This window comes from Pseudoalteromonas sp. GB56, from assembly GCF_054923835.1.
Window position 1 is genome coordinate 2,289,822 of sequence record NZ_JBPCHK010000001.1, and the last position, 12,452, is coordinate 2,302,273.

At 43.6% G+C, this 12,452-nt stretch carries 10 protein-coding genes and 1 tRNA gene; 7 read left to right on the plus strand and 4 right to left on the minus strand.

The window, feature by feature from the left end; genetic code table 11:
* Positions 1 to 420 (plus strand): hypothetical protein, encoded by a 420-nt coding sequence (locus tag ACH19P_RS10780; protein WP_462158553.1) that lies wholly within the window; start codon positions 1 to 3, stop codon positions 418 to 420.
* Here ACH19P_RS10780 and ACH19P_RS10785 read toward each other — a convergent pair.
* Positions 417 to 1,463, minus strand: a complete 1,047-nt coding sequence (locus tag ACH19P_RS10785) for an AI-2E family transporter (RefSeq protein WP_462158554.1) — start codon at positions 1,461 to 1,463, stop codon at positions 417 to 419. The two genes, ACH19P_RS10780 and ACH19P_RS10785, sit on opposite strands and share 4 nt — an antisense overlap.
* Before the next feature lie 154 nt (positions 1,464 to 1,617).
* On the opposite strand from ACH19P_RS10785, the gene ACH19P_RS10790 reads away from it, so the two are divergent.
* Positions 1,618 to 2,520 carry a TIGR01777 family oxidoreductase gene (locus ACH19P_RS10790; RefSeq protein WP_462158555.1) on the plus strand — a complete coding sequence of 301 codons (903 nt, stop codon included), beginning with the start codon at positions 1,618 to 1,620 and terminating at the stop codon, positions 2,518 to 2,520.
* A 54-nt stretch (positions 2,521 to 2,574) separates the two neighbouring features.
* Here the strand turns inward: ACH19P_RS10790 and ACH19P_RS10795 are convergent, their stop codons facing one another.
* Both ACH19P_RS10795 and ACH19P_RS10800 read right to left on the minus strand, forming a co-directional pair.
* Entirely contained in the window at positions 2,575 to 5,076 is a 2,502-nt protein-coding gene (locus tag ACH19P_RS10795) for an ABC transporter permease (RefSeq protein WP_462158556.1), read from the minus strand.
* Positions 5,066 to 5,818, minus strand: a complete 753-nt coding sequence (locus ACH19P_RS10800; protein ID WP_462158557.1) for an ABC transporter ATP-binding protein — start codon at positions 5,816 to 5,818, stop codon at positions 5,066 to 5,068. The genes ACH19P_RS10795 and ACH19P_RS10800 overlap by 11 nt, the downstream gene beginning before the upstream one ends.
* Between ACH19P_RS10800 and ACH19P_RS10805 the strand changes: the two genes are divergently transcribed.
* The 4 genes from ACH19P_RS10805 (at position 5,819) to ACH19P_RS10820 (ending at position 10,365) form a co-directional block, all read left to right on the plus strand.
* The gene (locus ACH19P_RS10805) at positions 5,819 to 6,448 is read left to right on the plus strand and encodes an arylesterase (protein WP_462158558.1); all 630 of its coding nucleotides are present in this window, start codon (positions 5,819 to 5,821) and stop codon (positions 6,446 to 6,448) included.
* A gap of 149 nt (positions 6,449 to 6,597) precedes the next feature.
* Positions 6,598 to 6,674 (plus strand) — tRNA-Pro (locus ACH19P_RS10810).
* Between the two features lie 350 nt (positions 6,675 to 7,024).
* On the plus strand, positions 7,025 to 8,596 hold the full coding sequence (locus tag ACH19P_RS10815) for an esterase/lipase family protein (protein ID WP_462158559.1): 1,572 nt from the start codon (positions 7,025 to 7,027) through the stop codon (positions 8,594 to 8,596).
* Positions 8,596 to 10,365, plus strand: a complete 1,770-nt coding sequence (locus ACH19P_RS10820; protein WP_462158560.1) for a choice-of-anchor X domain-containing protein — start codon at positions 8,596 to 8,598, stop codon at positions 10,363 to 10,365. The genes ACH19P_RS10815 and ACH19P_RS10820 overlap by 1 nt, the downstream gene beginning before the upstream one ends.
* Positions 10,366 to 10,469: 104 nt before the next feature.
* On the opposite strand, the gene ACH19P_RS10825 is transcribed toward ACH19P_RS10820, so the two are convergent.
* Positions 10,470 to 11,777, minus strand: coding sequence for an ABC1 kinase family protein (locus ACH19P_RS10825; RefSeq protein ID WP_462158561.1), 1,308 nt, complete (start codon positions 11,775 to 11,777; stop codon positions 10,470 to 10,472).
* A gap of 170 nt (positions 11,778 to 11,947) precedes the next feature.
* Here ACH19P_RS10825 and ACH19P_RS10830 point away from each other — a divergent pair, with 170 nt between their 5' ends.
* On the plus strand, positions 11,948 to 12,451 hold the full coding sequence (locus ACH19P_RS10830; RefSeq protein WP_462158562.1) for a hypothetical protein: 504 nt from the start codon (positions 11,948 to 11,950) through the stop codon (positions 12,449 to 12,451).
* The last annotated feature ends 1 nt before the right edge of the window (position 12,452 follow it).

A 12,452-nucleotide genomic window follows, 5' to 3' on the forward strand; every position in this document is an offset into this window, starting at 1 on the left:
ATGAATTATAAAACAACAGCTCTTTGTTTAAGTACGTTGCTGGCAATATCCAGCTTTACCTCTTCTGCGGCATCAGCTGATTCTGTTGAATGTGCAATGGCAGATGATAAACCCACGACACGCAAGCAATACGTACAGTGTTTGGACAAGAAACTTGAACTCGGCAAACGCGAGCTGGAAACCTGGAAGAATAAACGTCGATTTGACCTTGAGGGTCTAGCGAAAAGCTCAGGTATCACCCAGCCTTTGGACATCTATTTGCGCTCTGAGAAGAGTTTCATTAATTATTTAGAAGACAGCTGTAGATGGCGCTACTTACGGATGATGCCCGATGCTGTTGCCGCAGCAATCGCATATAAACAGTGCGAGCTACGACTCATTGATCAACGCATCACCACCTATAAAGCGCCGCTAGATTAAACTTCTTTCTCATCTTTGGGTGGCTCAACATCGCCACCTAATAAGGTCGCTAACCAGCGGCCTTCCTCACTTTCTTCCAGTGCTATTTTAACAACCATAGTTAAAGGCACCGACAACAACATACCTACACTGCCTAATAACCATCCCCAGAAAATCAACGATAAGAACACCACCAGCGCTGAGAGTCCAAGTCCCCGACCCATAAAGCGCGGCTCAACCACATTACCCATCACGGTATTGATTAACAGGTAGCCACCGCCAACGAGTGCTGCAGTTAAAGGGTTATGCGTTATTAACGCGAGCAACACGGCAGGAATTGCCGCGATGATTGAGCCTATGTTGGGGATGTAATTGAGCATAAAGGCCACCACGCCCCAAAGGATGAAATAGTCGATTCCAACAATCCACAACATGAGCGTCACCAACGCACCGGTTGCTAAACTCACCAATGTTTTAATGGCTAAGTAAGAATTGATGGACTCTAAAAAGCGGTCAATCTGTGCGATTTTCATGTCTGGATCGTCCAGCGCTAAATGCACCTTGTTGTTGATTGACGGGCCTTCAAACAGCATGAATACCACAGTAACAATAATCAAAAATAAATTGGCCATGACCGCACCAAAACCAGCGAGCATGTTAGTAGCCACGTTAATAAGCTTGCCCGGATTGAACATCGACATAATCTGTTCTTTATCCAAGAAAATATTGTACTTAGCTAACAAATTGACCAACCAAACAAACTCCCCCTTGAGCTGCTCTTCATAGCGCGGTAATTGCTCAGAGAAATCATTGATAGATTGCCCGACTAAGCCAGCGAGACTCAATATCAAGCCAAAGACGAGCATAATCACCAGCACGATAGCAATACCCTTGGGTATTCGATACCGACCTAACGTATTTATAAGCGGACTACAAATTATCGCAATGAATACGGAGAGAATGAATGGCACCACAAGCGGTGTCGCAATTTTTATCCCTGCTAATACGATGACAAGAGAAGCCGATACGAGAAGGCTTTTGCTGGCGCCTGTGTAGCTTGCCATGGTCTGTTCCTTTTTTTATGTTTATGAATGCAAGTTTAGGTGACTTAATGACTAAAATAAACCATTGATTAAGCGATTAAAATGATCTCACTCGCTACATGTTCGTAATAAATGTCCTACACTTTTTAGATAGGCCAAGCACCGCATGACAAGCATGAATATATTGATCACCGGCGCAACCGGACTCATAGGCGCCGAGTTATACAAACATTTATTGAATCACCACAGTGTGACCGTGCTGACACGCACACCTTCAAAAGCATATCTCACCCTTGGGCATCGTATTGAGGCTATCAGCACACTGAACGACGTTGATTTTAATGACTTAGATATAGTCATAAACCTTGCGGGTGAGCCCATCGTCAACAAACGTTGGAGCGACGAGCAAAAAGCCAAGGTGTACGATTCTCGCGTCACACTCACGAAATCCATAACCGCGAAAATTAATGACGCTGAGGATAAACCAAAATTATTCATCTCCGGCAGCGCCATTGGATACTATGGCCGCCAAGACGGCGATATCATCATAGATGAGGAGTTTGATGATTGCTTCGATGAGTTCAGCCACACATTATGCCGCGATTGGGAGCAAGCAGCACTTGAAGCACAAACTCGGGTATGTTTGCTGCGCACAGGGATTGTTCTTGCGAATGACGGCGGTGCGCTGAGTAAGATGCTTCCCGCATTCCGCTTCGGATTAGGCGGGCCACTTGGCAATGGTGAGCAAATGATGTCGTGGATACACATCGATGATATGGTGCAATTAATTATGTTTCTTATCAAATCAGAGCATATTCAAGGGCCTATTAACGCGACCGCCCCCAACGCTGTAACCAATGAAGAGTTCTCTAAAACACTCGCTGAAGTACTACGACGTCCTGCTTTGTTTAGAATGCCTGAGAAAGTATTGAGATTGATGATGGGAGAAATGGCAGACTTACTCTTGTACGGTCAAAACGTATATCCGAAACGCCTGCTTGGTGAGGGATTTCGCTTCCGCCACCCTGAATTACAGCCTGCCTTAGAACAACTGCTCAGCAAAAAATCTTCCAAATAACAAAAAGCTCCCTAATTTGGGAGCTTTTATACATATTAATAACCCACAAGCACATTACATGAGTTTGCGCAGCAAACCACTGGTGTTTTTATTTAGTGTGCGCGCAATCATGGCGTAACCTAATACGGCAACGAAAATCGCACCCGCTGCTGGGCCGATAAACCAAATATCCGGGTGGAATTTGCCTGGCAATTCAAACAGCTGCTTTTGCACGACTAGCAAAGCCACATCGCTAACCAAGGCGGCAACGATACCCGCAATGAGGCCAAGTAACAAAAACTCATACAATGTTGCATGACGAATCAGTTTTCCGCGTGCACCCAGTGTGCGAAGAATCACCACCTCTTGCATTCGCTCTCCCAAACTCGCTTGGACTTGGGAAATCAGTACCAAGGCGCCACACACCACTACGATAGCAAGCACAAAGCCAATCGCTAACGACACCTGCTCTATGGTCGAGCGGATTTGGTCGACAAAGTTATCAACGTCAATGGCCGTGATAGTTGGGTATTCACGAAGTAATGACGTAAACGCCTTATTTTGCTCATCATTAATGCGTGCTGCTGCAATGTAGGTCGCAGGAAATGATTCGAGCAAATCCGGGCTTAAAATCATAAAGAAATTGGGCTTGAGCGTTGACCAGTTAACCTCACGGAAGCTCGTGACTTTGGCTTCAAAGGTTTGCGAACCGATTAGAAAGCTAATTGAGTCACCAAGTTTAATATCAAGGCGCTCTGCCATAGATTGTTCAACGGACACTTCGCCACGCGTTTGCTCAGTGAACCACTGACCTTCGCTAAGCACATTGTGGCTTGGCATTTCACTGACCCAGGTCAGATTCAATTCACGGCCAACGCCTGAGCGTGCTTCTTCGTCTTTTTTCTCATTGTCTTCCAGTGACACTTCGCGCGCCACCATCTCGCCATTAATCGCGTTTACACGACCTCGTATAGTCGGATAAAAGCGCGACACCTCAATGCTACTGGCTGCAAGGTAATCTGACACTGGCTGCTTTTCTTCTTCTGTGATGTTCACAATAAACGCATTTGGCGCGTCAGCAGGAAGTTGCGATTGCCAATCGCTGATCATGTCGTTTTTGAGCACGATTAGGAATAAGAGTAACTTAATCGCCAGCGCAAAACTGATGAGCTGCACCGCATTTGCATTAGCACGCTTTTGAATAGACGCAATAGCGAGTGACCAGCTGTTGCCTGGGCTTAAGCCTAACTTGCGCCCCGTACCAAATAATACGCGAGACAATAAAAACAGAACCAATACAACAACCGCAGAAGACGCAAATAAAATCAGCGATATCATTATGTTACTACTGAACAACCACATCATTGCGAACACTGTTAATGCAGAGAGAGTCAAGTGAATTTTGCTGATCACTAAACGATCACCTAGATTACGGCGCAAAACACGTAGCGGTGGAATATCGAATAAATCCAACAGCGGTTTGATTGAAAACATCACTGCACATACTACGCCGATGAATACCGCACTGAGCCATGGACGGACTGACGCGGGCGGTAAGGTGACTTCCATATTCGCAGCCATGTAATCCGCTGCGATATATTGCAACGTATAGCCAACAGCCAAGCCAATAAACAGAGAAAAACCGCATACCAAGGCCAAGTGCAACAAATAGATACTGCGGATCTGCGAGCGTGCACCGCCGAGTGTTTTCATCATCGCCACAGGATCGTATTGACGCTCACAGTAACGTTTGGCCGACACCGCAATCGCTACCGCTGCGAGGATGATCCCCAATAATCCAGCAAGCAGTAAGAATCGCTCCGAACGTTGCAATGAATTTGAAATAGGAGATTGTCTGTCTTTAACACCATACCAATATTGGTTCTCAGCAAGCTCTGGCTTTAACCACTGATAGAAAGCATCTACTTGCTCCGTGTCGCCTGCATACAATTGACGATAAAAAACACGGCTACCCGGTTGGATTACTTGCGTTTTGGCAATGTCCGCCTCATTTAACAATACGCGGCGGCTGCCAGAGAAAATATTAAACGGTGCATCTGGCTCTTCACTCAAGATATAGCTGACGGTGAAGGTTGCAGCGCCCAGCTCCACACTGTCACCAACATTCAAATCCAATGAGTACATCACAGATTCATTGAGCCACACAGTGCCTGGCTCGGGTATTGAGTTAGCAATTTGCTCAGGTGCGTCAAAATCTGACTTTAATAACACTTCACCTTTGAGCGGATAGCCAACCGATGCGCCCTTGATTGAGGCCAGTTGCATGCGGTCATTGGCAAACAGCATGGTATCAAAGAAGGTCAATCGCGCTGTTGTTAGCCCCATGGATTGGGCTTTGTCCAAATACGTTTGAGGTAATGCATGGTTACTTGCCAGCGCTCTGTCAGCAGCGATAAAGGCGTTTGATTTTTGCAAGATGGCTTGGCCAATGCGGTCGGTAACCGAAGAAAGCGTTAGAACGGTCATCACCGCCAGTGCAATTGCAGCACATATAACGGTCAGCTCACCGCGACGTAACTCTCTAAAAAATAGTCGAAATGCTAACTTAGCCCACATTCGCCTGCTCCTGCGAAGTCAGTTCTTGGCCATCGTTGCTTTCGCTCTCTGGGTCACGAAGCTGAGTTAACTCACCGCCTTCGATGTGCAAAATTCTGTCACAGCGCTGAGCTAATGCTTCGTCGTGAGTCACCAGCACCAAGGTTGTGCCTTGCTGCTGGTTTAAATCAAACAGTAACTCTTCGATTAACTTGCCGTTTTTACTGTCTAAATTGGCTGAAGGTTCATCAGCAAACAAAATCTTCGGGGTGCCCACGAACGCACGTGCAATGGCCACACGTTGTTGTTCACCACCCGAGAGTTGTGATGGGTAATGACCAATGCGATGACTCAAACCTACTTGCTCTAACAATGCCAACGCTTGTTCTTTGGCGTCTTTGTGGTTCGCGAGCTCCGCGGGCAACATCACATTCTCCAAGGCACTTAAACTTTGTACTAGCATAAATGATTGAAATACAAAGCCTACTTTTTGAGCTCGCAGGGCCGCACGGCCTTCTTCGTCTAACTCTTCGAGCGCTTCTCCATCAAGTACAATTGAGCCAGAGCTTGCTCTGTCTAAACCTGCTAACAAACTCAGTAAGGTCGATTTACCTGAGCCCGACGCGCCAACGATAGCCACAGATTCACCCGGCTTGACATTGAAGCTGATGTCGCTGAGGATCGTTAAATCGCCGTCAAGCGTATTAACGGACTTAGTTAATTCTTTGACTTGAATAATGTTTAATTGAGATAACGCTGACATATGAATACTTTAATCCTTCGGTCTTTTATAATCCTGTTGCTTGTCACTAAACCATTTCTAGCATGGGCTGACAACCAAATCCTGATACTTGGAGATAGCTTAAGCGCAGCCTATGGGTTAAAACAACACCAAGGCTGGGTGCAATTGTTACAAGATACGTATGAAAGCGAGAAACAGCCCACAAGCCTCATCAATGCCAGCATCAGTGGCGAGACCACAGGCGGTGCACTGCGTCGCCTTGACGCATTATTGGTTGAGCACCAACCAACACACGTGCTCATCGAACTCGGTGGCAACGATGGTCTGCGTGGCTTCCCTGTAAGTCGATTGCAAGATAACTTGCGTGCGCTAATCAGCAAAAGCCGTGAAGCAGGTGCACAAGTGGCCATGATGAAAATTCGTATTCCGCCGAATTATGGGCCTCGTTACACCAAGATGTTTGAAGAAAGTTTTGAACAAATAGCTGCTGAAACAAACACCTACTTACTGCCCTTTTTTGTAGAACAAGTCGCCACTCAAGCAGATATGATGCAAAACGATAACATTCATCCCAATGCTGAAGCGCAACCTATTTTGCGCGATTTCATGCAAAAAGAGATGAGTAACTGGCTGGCACAAGCAAAGAACTAATTAACCACAATTTGGCTTCAAAAGGCGCTGTATTTGCAGCGCTTTTTAGCGCTAAGATAACAAAACAATACGATGTGAATATTTTATAAGCAAACAGTCAATCACCTGCTTGCAATTAGGGATTTTTTGCGTAGTATTGCAATCGAAGTCGGCATATAGCGCAGCTTGGTAGCGCACTGTCATGGGGTGTCAGGGGTCGCAGGTTCAAATCCTGCTATGCCGACCATTCTTCTCCCCCTAATATCGATTTAACTAAAATCAACCTCAGAGTTGCACCATTTAGCATCAACTTCCCTCTCTCATAGTAATAATAAGCTTGCATTCAACATTAACTCCTCATCTCAAGCTGACCCCAAAACAAAACCATACTGATGAACAATTATTTATTTAAAATAAAAATTTGATTTAATAATAAATCCATACAACACTTTATTTACTTAGCCAATGCTATTTTTAGTTTTTGGTTAAGTACACGGAAGTAAGTTTAGTGGATAAGGACTTCGTATAATCTCAATGTTTGGCTTATAACGATAAGTCCTATTCACTCATATGACAATTTAGTCAAGTGAGGGACGTATGGATATTATTCTTAAACTAAGTCTTGGCCTATTATTCTGCGCAACACATTGCGTAAGTGCTTTTAACTACCCTTCTCATAGAGGAAATTCACCAATAGACTTTGATGAAATCAAAGCGCCTTCCGACACTTTTATAGTCAACGATACAGACTCTCCTACTTTGGACAAATATACCTTTAGAGGCAATGGAGAGTTTGATATCGGCATTCCCATCAATGTTCGAAGGTATATAGGAGACTTAGTACTCCTAAAACATAATGGACTGATTTCTGAAACTGCAAAGATATACATTCCTGCTTTTGATATTGATGACAGCTTCAACCCAACATTTGATTGTGATGGAGATGACATTCCCGAAACATTCGAACCTGAAAAAAACGAAGTATATTTTAATGGTGAGCTCATTGGGATACTTAGCGGTGACAACCAGCTATGGCAGTTTAATCGAAGCTTTGAAGTACCTATCGAGCTAGTCAAATTTCCAAGCGCACCAGGAGAAACTGGCGAGAACCATATAACTATAAAAGTAGACGTCGCAAATAAAGACATTCCTTTAAGTGGAGGGGGAGTCGGCTGTCAAGTTTGGGCTACAGAAATAGACTGGGCTGCCATTGATTTTGAAGTAAGTGCACCAGTGGGTATGGCATCTGGATTGTTTGGGAGTCCTGACTCTTTTATCACTTCAGGATATAAAGAAACAATTTTGAATGAACTTGGTTTGCCAAGTGAAATATTCCCACATTCATTGTTGGATATAACTATCCAAAAATGTTATTCAACAGTTTCTCCTTCGCTGGATATTCATGCTAGTGAGATGAGAGAAACAATTCGGCAATATGCAGAAAGTTATGGTACCTCCTCTTTCCACATAATCGCCCATAGCAAAGGAGGATTAGACACGAAAGCTTTTCTAAGAGACATAAAAAAAGAGCCACTAAAAGTGCGAATCGGAAAAATGGGGGATATCCCCGTGTACTCTGATCTTTCGATAGATAGTTATATTTCTCATGGTACCCCTCACAACGGTTCAGCATTTGCTGACTATTTGGTCGCAAAATTAACATTAAGCAGCTTCTACGACGTTCCCATATGGGGTTTAAATGCTAGTGACCTATGTGATTTAACCACTCATTCAATGGGTAATATTAATCCTAACCTCTATATATCATCTTCTGTCAAGAGTCTAATGATCGGAGCCGATGCCGATTTAAATAACTCATTTGAGATAGACGAGTTTGAAGCGATTGGCAATCAAGTACCTTATTTATCCGGCGTTCCACTACCCAACTATTTATATCGAATGTTGTTGTTTAACCGTTCATTCGAGGTCATCTGGGTTGATCTACCAGTTATTGGAAAAGTTGCGTGGGATATTAAACCTGAGATTGCCAGAGACTTGTGGAACGACACACAAGTAACAATTGACAGTGCGCTGGCAGCCTTTGGAGGTCAATTCAAAGTATCTCTAGTAGACGCTGAGGGTAAAAATCATGGCACTATCCTTGACCGCGACGTTCAGATGAAAGTAATAGAGCAAGCATTAACTAATTTAGAGTGGAGAGTAAACTGATGAAAGCTGTTAAATCGTATCTTTTACCAATTTTATTCTTATGCTCAATCATTGGACTAAGTAATCTTCAAGCTCAAGAGCTCAATTTGAGAAACCTCCAGAATTCACACAGAATTGATTTGACGCCAGACAAAGCAGTTAGTGTTTTAGTGAACTCTACTGGAGGCGCTATTAAATTTCAGTTATTTACGCACAGTGCAGTAGATGTTTCATTAAAACTGCCAAGTGGAGTAATTGTAAACTCACAAAATGCCCCAGCTTATAATGTCTCTTTCAATAATGTCATGCCATCAAATCAAGTTGAGGAGTTACACTTTGGAAATGCAGGTTCAATTATAATCTTTCTTGATGACGCGCATTCGGGTGAATACGTATTGTCTATGTCGTCTGAAGAGCCGGTAGAGCCCTTCTTTCTTGATATTGAAGGGGCTTCAAATAATATAACGGGCAAAATAATTATTGGGCATAATCAGTTTGTTATTGAACGAAACAAAAAAATTCCTATCTCCGTTGTGCTTTTCGATGACTCTGTACCATTAATTAACGCCACCGTAAGTATCGATATAATAGATGAACACGGTATCGTCACTGAATCTATTACACTAAGTGATAACGGAGAGGAAATTGACCAAAAATCTGATGATGGGATATACAGCGGTAGTTTTTCCGTTGATTCGGATGGAGGTTATGTATCCATTGCGAAAATTTTCAAAAATGACAGCAAAGGAAACAGTATCCAAGGTAGTCTTATAAGTTATTTTAGTTCAAAAGCTAAGAATCTTTCTCTCACTGGAGAGTACGCAGATTCATTGGTGGATATAGATAAAGATGGATACTTTGATACTTTAGACATCGCTTTCAATTATAGAGGCACTCAACTTGAGGGCGAATATGATTTAACGGTGATTTTATCAGCAATTAACGATTCAAAAACCGACATAACCGCAGTATTTAACTTACCAGTAGATAACTTCACTGTAAGCTTCCCACATCACAGCATTAAGCAGTTGGGTGTGGACGGTCCATACAAAATTGAATCTGTAATTTTGTGGCATAACTCAGAACCACTTGGGCGATGGGATAATGTTGGTTGGACCCGCACTATCAACATTAAAGCCTTTGAAAGAAAAAATACATTGCTATCAGACTATGTGCATGATTATGCGTTAGATATTGATGGGGATGGGTTATTTGACCAGCTAAATATTTCCATAAATGCTGATGTACTCATTCCGGGTTGGTATGGGATCTCGGCGGAATTGAGCACCTTTTCTGGCAAGATTATAGATGACGCAGGCATTCCTTCTATAAATCTAGTAAAAGGTGTTAATGACATAACAATCGGCTTTACTGGAGAGTTAATTGGTGCTTCAGGCGAAGATGGTCCTTACATTTTAAGTAATGTATTGCTTTACCCTCTATTCAAAGCTAGAGCAACCGCAATGACAGATACGCTTGGGGAAACTTCCCCATATTCATGTAGTCAATTCAATGGCTGCACGGTAGACGCCGAAAAATTGTTAGAACGTCTAAAATCCCAAGTAAAAGTTCTTTCCCTCAACAAGGGTATAGAAAAGAGTCTAATTGTGAAGCTTGAAAATGCACTTATGGCGTATTTAAAGGGCACGCCCCATGCTTTAGACAACGCAAAAAATAGTGTGAAGTCCTTTATTAATCAGGTGCATGCTTTGAGAGATAAAAATCTTACTAGGGCAGATGCCGATATGTTGATGGAAGGTGCTAAAAGGTTTTTAGAATTAAATGAATAACCTCCAATGGTACTTAATTGAAAATCGCCAATTTATATTATGATATCTAGCTTGGTAATATGCTTTAAAACATATTACCAAGTGTTCACGAGTACCATTTTCATTTAAATATTGCTTATAAAGAGCTGATTAACATCCACTTTCGCTTTTAGTTTTGCTGCTATTAAAAAAATGCCTGCTAATTTTCGGTGTACAAACAACGCATCAACAGGCGGCGCATGCCAGTATTCTGATCCTGTGCTCATCTCAAGCCCGAGAGCCTTAATGCGTGTTGGTAAGTCGCTGGTAGCAAAGTCGTACTCACCTTGGTGGCGCAGCGGTTCACAAGCCAGTAGGAATATATCAACAACGTTATCTCTATATTCTTGTGCTAACCCGTTACCAAAATACCCGATTTCTTTAGCCGCTTCTGCTAAGCCCATTCTATCGTTTTTAAGCGCAGCGGATAACAGGTGCAAGTAACCATCGCTGATGTGTTGCGGCAATTCCCTTGTGGCACCAAAATCCAACAAAACGAGGCGCTGGTTGTCGATTTGATAGCGGTAGTTGGCAAAATTAGGGTCAGTTTGTATGAGCTTAAACGTAAATAACTCACGCAAAAATAGCCGCAGCAACTGCTCCACAGCTTTGTTTCTTAATGTCTGCTCTGCGCTAACTAGCGCTTCGATGTCTTGCCCTTCTACGAAGCTCATTACTAACACTTGCTGTGAACTGAGCGCCTCCACGACAGATGGAATAAGGTAATCGCCATCATCCCCTAAACATGTGCAGTAACGACGCAGGTAGCGTGCTTCTAATTCGTAGTCCGCTTCATTGACCAGTTGTTGTTTCGCTTCGTCAATTAATGGCTGTAGATCCACATCTTTGGGTAATAAGCCACTTAAGCGCAGTAAATAAGCAAGATTATCAACATCGCTTTCAATGCCTTTGGCAATGCCTGGGTATTGCACTTTCACCGCCAATTTCTCACCCGTTTCACTGTAGGCGATGTGCACTTGCCCAATGGATGCCGCCGCAAATGGTCGCAACTCAAAGTGCGATAAATGGCCCAACCAATCGTCGCCCCATTGACCACGCATCACTTGAACCAACTGCTTGTGCGGCATCGGCGTGGCTTGCGCGCGCAACCGCGCCAGCACGTCGGCCAATTCGGTTGAGAGCAACTCGCCGCTGTCCATTGATAACAGCTGCCCTAACTTCATCGCTGCACCGCGTAAATGCGCGAGTTGCTGGGCTAAGTGCTGAACATTTTTAGGCTGTAACAACAACTCATTACGTGATGTGCCCTTGCCTGTCACCCAAGACTTAGCGCCTTCAACAAGCATATTTCCCGCTACTTTTGTCGCTAAAGAGCCAAGTCGCGCAGCTCTTGAAAACCGCGATGTGGGCACAGCCTTTTGTTTTTTATTCATGTTGCTTCTTCATTACTGAATTTTGTTTTGTTTACGTATGTGTGGGGCTATTCGATCCTCTCACGTTAGGTGTGTTGCAAATTTGCACCACCGTCAATCCAAAACAATCCACTGAATTTCACACAGACCTTGCTAGGGTATAAACCATACTCCCAACTCAAGGATACTTTATGTTTATATCAAAAATTCGCGGCTTCATTTTACTGATCATTTGTTTGTTATGTAGCCCAGTGCACGCAACAGAATCGCTGCCCGTTAGTGCGAACGATGAAAAAGCCATTAATGCACTTTTTGCCAATTATATGCAGCACTACAATGGCTATCTGCTAGGCCAAGGGCTTGGCGATATAGACCAACTGTACATGCCAACCATTATGTTGATGTCGACTAAAAATGCGCCTCAAAGTGTGTCTGCACAGGCGTTTAGTCAACAAGTGACTGGCTTTTTAGACGGCCTAAAAAATAAAGGTGTGACCAAGGTACAATGGCAAACAGTGAATGTGCGTATGATAGACAACAATATCGCACTAGCGAGCAACCTTGCTGTGCGTTACACCGAATCTGGCGAAGTGTATAACCAAGTCGGCGCCACCTACTTGCTCTATAAAGAACACACTGATTGGCGTATTGCCAGTTTTGCTGTGCACACGCATACTGGGGTGAAGTCACTTTAGT

Excerpts from the sequence above, each read along its gene's own strand:
- ACH19P_RS10780 (WP_462158553.1), top strand. The coding sequence starts at position 1 with ATGAATTATAAAACAACAGCTCTTTGTTTAAGTACGTTGCTGGCAATA.
- ACH19P_RS10785 (WP_462158554.1), bottom strand. The coding sequence starts at position 1,463 with ATGGCAAGCTACACAGGCGCCAGCAAAAGCCTTCTCGTATCGGCTTCT.
- ACH19P_RS10790 (WP_462158555.1), top strand. The coding sequence starts at position 1,618 with ATGAATATATTGATCACCGGCGCAACCGGACTCATAGGCGCCGAGTTA.
- ACH19P_RS10795 (WP_462158556.1), bottom strand. The coding sequence starts at position 5,076 with ATGTGGGCTAAGTTAGCATTTCGACTATTTTTTAGAGAGTTACGTCGC.
- ACH19P_RS10800 (WP_462158557.1), bottom strand. The coding sequence starts at position 5,818 with ATGTCAGCGTTATCTCAATTAAACATTATTCAAGTCAAAGAATTAACT.
- ACH19P_RS10805 (WP_462158558.1), top strand. The coding sequence starts at position 5,819 with ATGAATACTTTAATCCTTCGGTCTTTTATAATCCTGTTGCTTGTCACT.
- ACH19P_RS10815 (WP_462158559.1), top strand. The coding sequence starts at position 7,025 with ATGGATATTATTCTTAAACTAAGTCTTGGCCTATTATTCTGCGCAACA.
- ACH19P_RS10820 (WP_462158560.1), top strand. The coding sequence starts at position 8,596 with ATGAAAGCTGTTAAATCGTATCTTTTACCAATTTTATTCTTATGCTCA.
- ACH19P_RS10825 (WP_462158561.1), bottom strand. The coding sequence starts at position 11,777 with ATGAATAAAAAACAAAAGGCTGTGCCCACATCGCGGTTTTCAAGAGCT.
- ACH19P_RS10830 (WP_462158562.1), top strand. The coding sequence starts at position 11,948 with ATGTTTATATCAAAAATTCGCGGCTTCATTTTACTGATCATTTGTTTG.